This window comes from Trinickia diaoshuihuensis (assembly GCF_003390925.1).
Lineage (GTDB): Bacteria > Pseudomonadota > Gammaproteobacteria > Burkholderiales > Burkholderiaceae > Trinickia > Trinickia diaoshuihuensis.
Map to the genome: position 1 here is coordinate 1 of NZ_QUBS01000006.1, position 3,285 is coordinate 3,285.

Annotated in this window: 1 rRNA gene; it reads left to right on the forward strand. The window is 52.6% G+C overall.

Annotated elements, in window-relative coordinates:
• Positions 1-145: 145 nt before the first annotated feature.
• Positions 146-3,265: ribosomal RNA gene (locus DXT59_RS00855) — 23S ribosomal RNA — on the forward strand.
• The last annotated feature ends 20 nt before the right edge of the window (positions 3,266-3,285 follow it).

Sequence of the window (3,285 nt, forward strand, 5' to 3'; positions counted from 1 at the left end):
CGTGGAAGATATCAATGGGTAGTGATTGTATCAATGTATTTTAAAGTGATCGAAAGATGACTTGGAATACGGCACAACGCGAGAACTCAAACCTGTAGCGAATGGTGTCTAGCTTCCTCGGAAGCGTGAGACGCTCTCGTTATAGGGTCAAGCGAACAAGTGCATGTGGTGGATGCCTTGGCGATCACAGGCGATGAAGGACGCGGTAGCCTGCGAAAAGCCCCGGGGAGCTGGCAAACGAGCTTTGATCCGGGGATGTCCGAATGGGGAAACCCACTCCGTATGGAGTATCCATAGCTGAATACATAGGCTATGTGAAGCGAACGCGGTGAACTGAAACATCTAAGTAACCGCAGGAAAAGAAATCAACCGAGATTCCCAAAGTAGTGGCGAGCGAAATGGGAAGAGCCTGTACGTGTTATCTGTGTTGTTAGCTGAACGCTCTGGAAAGTGCGGCCATAGCAGGTGATAGCCCTGTAAGCGAAAACAGCGTGGAAGAACTAGGCGTACGACAAGTAGGGCGGGACACGTGAAATCCTGTCTGAAGATGGGGGGACCATCCTCCAAGGCTAAATACTCGTGATCGACCGATAGTGAACCAGTACCGTGAGGGAAAGGCGAAAAGAACCCCGGGAGGGGAGTGAAATAGATCCTGAAACCGCATGCATACAAACAGTCGGAGCCTCGTAAGGGGTGACGGCGTACCTTTTGTATAATGGGTCAGCGACTTACGTTCAGTAGCAAGCTTAACCGATTAGGGCAGGCGTAGCGAAAGCGACCGCTTTAAGCGCTTTCGGCGCGTTCATGAAATGAACGCGTCAAAAGAACGCAATGCTGAAATAGCAAGACTCAGCGCTTAAAGAGGGATTTAAGCGCGAGAGCGCTTAAAGCGGGGTGACGGCGTACCTTTTGTATAATGGGTCAGCGACTTACGTTCAGTAGCAAGCTTAACCGATTAGGGCAGGCGTAGCGAAAGCGAGTCCGAATAGGGCGTTCAGTTGCTGGGCGTAGACCAGTCCGAATAGGGCGTTCAGTTGCTGGGCGTAGACCCGAAACCAAGTGATCTATCCATGGCCAGGTTGAAGGTGCGGTAACACGTACTGGAGGACCGAACCCACTAACGTTGAAAAGTTAGGGGATGAGCTGTGGATAGGGGTGAAAGGCTAAACAAACTTGGAAATAGCTGGTTCTCTCCGAAAACTATTTAGGTAGTGCCTCGTGTCTCACCTTCGGGGGTAGAGCACTGTCATGGTTGAAGGGTCCATTGCGGATTACTTCGCCATAGCAAACTCCGAATACCGAAGAGTGCAATCACGGGAGACAGACATCGGGTGCTAACGTCCGGTGTCAAGAGGGAAACAACCCAGACCGCCAGCTAAGGTCCCCAAATATGGCTAAGTGGGAAACGAAGTGGGAAGGCTAAAACAGTCAGGAGGTTGGCTTAGAAGCAGCCACCCTTTAAAGAAAGCGTAATAGCTCACTGATCGAGTCGTCCTGCGCGGAAGATGTAACGGGGCTAAGCCATATACCGAAGCTGCGGATGCATGCGCAAGCATGCATGGTAGGAGAGCGTTCCGTAAGCCTGCGAAGGTGTCTTGTAAAGGATGCTGGAGGTATCGGAAGTGCGAATGCTGACATGAGTAGCGATAAAGGGGGTGAAAGGCCCCCTCGCCGTAAGCCCAAGGTTTCCTACGCAACGTTCATCGGCGTAGGGTGAGTCGGCCCCTAAGGCGAGGCAGAAATGCGTAGCTGATGGGAAGCAGGTCAATATTCCTGCACCATTGTTAGATGCGATGGGGGGACGGATCGCGGAAGGTTGTCCGGGTGTTGGACGTCCCGGTCGCTGCATTGGAGAAGGCGCTTAGGCAAATCCGGGCGCGTAATTCAAGGGTGTGGCGCGAGCGGCTTTATGCTGCGAAGCAATCGGAAGTGGTTCCAAGAAAAGCCTCTAAGCTTCAGTCTAACGATGACCGTACCGCAAACCGACACAGGTGGGCGAGATGAGTATTCTAAGGCGCTTGAGAGAACTCGGGAGAAGGAACTCGGCAAATTGGTACCGTAACTTCGGGATAAGGTACGCCCTTGTAGCTTGACTGGCCTGCGCCAGAAGGGTGAAAGGGTTGCAATAAACTGGTGGCTGCGACTGTTTAATAAAAACACAGCACTCTGCAAACACGAAAGTGGACGTATAGGGTGTGACGCCTGCCCGGTGCCGGAAGATTAAATGATGGGGTGCAAGCTCTTGATTGAAGTCCCGGTAAACGGCGGCCGTAACTATAACGGTCCTAAGGTAGCGAAATTCCTTGTCGGGTAAGTTCCGACCTGCACGAATGGCGTAACGATGGCCACACTGTCTCCTCCCGAGACTCAGCGAAGTTGAAGTGTTTGTGATGATGCAATCTCCCCGCGGCTAGACGGAAAGACCCCATGAACCTTTACTGTAGCTTTGCATTGGACTTTGAACCGATCTGTGTAGGATAGGTGGGAGGCTATGAAACCGGAACGCTAGTTTCGGTGGAGCCGTCCTTGAAATACCACCCTGGTTTGTTTGAGGTTCTAACCTTGGCCCGTGATCCGGGTCGGGGACAGTGCATGGTAGGCAGTTTGACTGGGGCGGTCTCCTCCCAAAGTGTAACGGAGGAGTACGAAGGTACGCTAGGTACGGTCGGAAATCGTGCTGATAGTGCAATGGCATAAGCGTGCTTAACTGCGAGACCGACAAGTCGAGCAGGTGCGAAAGCAGGTCATAGTGATCCGGTGGTTCTGTATGGAAGGGCCATCGCTCAACGGATAAAAGGTACTCTGGGGATAACAGGCTGATACCGCCCAAGAGTTCATATCGACGGCGGTGTTTGGCACCTCGATGTCGGCTCATCTCATCCTGGGGCTGTAGCCGGTCCCAAGGGTATGGCTGTTCGCCATTTAAAGAGGTACGTGAGCTGGGTTTAAAACGTCGTGAGACAGTTTGGTCCCTATCTGCCGTGGGCGTTGGATATTTGAAGGGGGCTGCTCCTAGTACGAGAGGACCGGAGTGGACGAACCTCTGGTGTACCGGTTGTCACGCCAGTGGCATCGCCGGGTAGCTATGTTCGGAAGAGATAACCGCTGAAAGCATCTAAGCGGGAAACTCGCCTTAAGATGAGATATCCCCGGGGACCTGATCCCCTTGAAGGGTCGTTCGAGACCAGGACGTTGATAGGTCGGGTGTGTACACGCAGTAATGCGTTCAGCTAACCGATACTAATTGCCCGTACGGCTTGATCCTATAACAAGTGCGTTTCGCGA